The organism is Vibrio sp. 1562, from assembly GCF_033340155.1.
GTDB classification, from domain to species: domain Bacteria; phylum Pseudomonadota; class Gammaproteobacteria; order Enterobacterales; family Vibrionaceae; genus Vibrio; species Vibrio alginolyticus.
Genome location: NZ_JAWOVY010000395.1, coordinates 1 through 669, shown reverse-complemented (window position 1 = coordinate 669; position 669 = coordinate 1). Strand labels below are relative to the sequence as shown.

The following is a 669-nucleotide window of genomic DNA, read 5'->3' as shown; positions in this document are numbered from 1 at the left end:
ATACAGTTTGAAGACTTCTGGGATGTACAAATACGCAAAGAAAAAAAAGCGAAAGCCAAAGAAGAATGGCTACGCATGGGCCTCAATGAAGACCATGAACTCGCCTTGGAAGTGCTAACACGCTGGAAAGAGCAACGAGACAACCGATTGCAGTATCAAGATCGGACTAAGACCCCTATGCCACATAACTGGCTTTTAAACCGGCAATGGGAAGACGAGTACGTTCGCATTGATGAAGTACAGCAATCATCGACGAGCCTAAAGGGCAGCAATCACCAATTGAATATTGAAGAAAGCAATCGCCGCATTGCTGAAAGCTGGGCCGGACCAGGTATTCGGGAGGTTCGTTCAAGTGCAGGAGGTTGATAAACCCGAGTTTGCTGAAGTTTGGGGAGCTGCTTGGGCCATGTATGGCAAAAGCGTATCACCACAATTGCTATCCATCGCATTTGAAGCCCTTCGTGCTTATAGCATTGAAGAAGTGCGAATCGGTCTGACTCGGCATATTCAATCACCGGATACTGGGCAATTTTTTCCAAAGCCCGCTGACGTCATCAAGCATATCGATGGCAACTCGGGTTCAAGAGCCATGGTTGCTTGGAACAAAGTTGACAAGGCTGTTCGTCAGGTTGGCGCTTGGACATCCGTGATGTTTGACGATGCGCTTAT

The 669-nt window shown here is 47.7% G+C and carries 2 pseudogenes; both read left to right on the top strand.

Annotated features, from left to right (window positions below):
* Positions 1–366, top strand: a pseudogene (locus tag R7Z49_RS25395) (hypothetical protein); the annotation flags it as partial.
* Positions 353–669: pseudogene (locus R7Z49_RS25390) on the top strand (hypothetical protein); the annotation flags it as partial. The pseudogenes R7Z49_RS25395 and R7Z49_RS25390, both read left to right, overlap by 14 nt.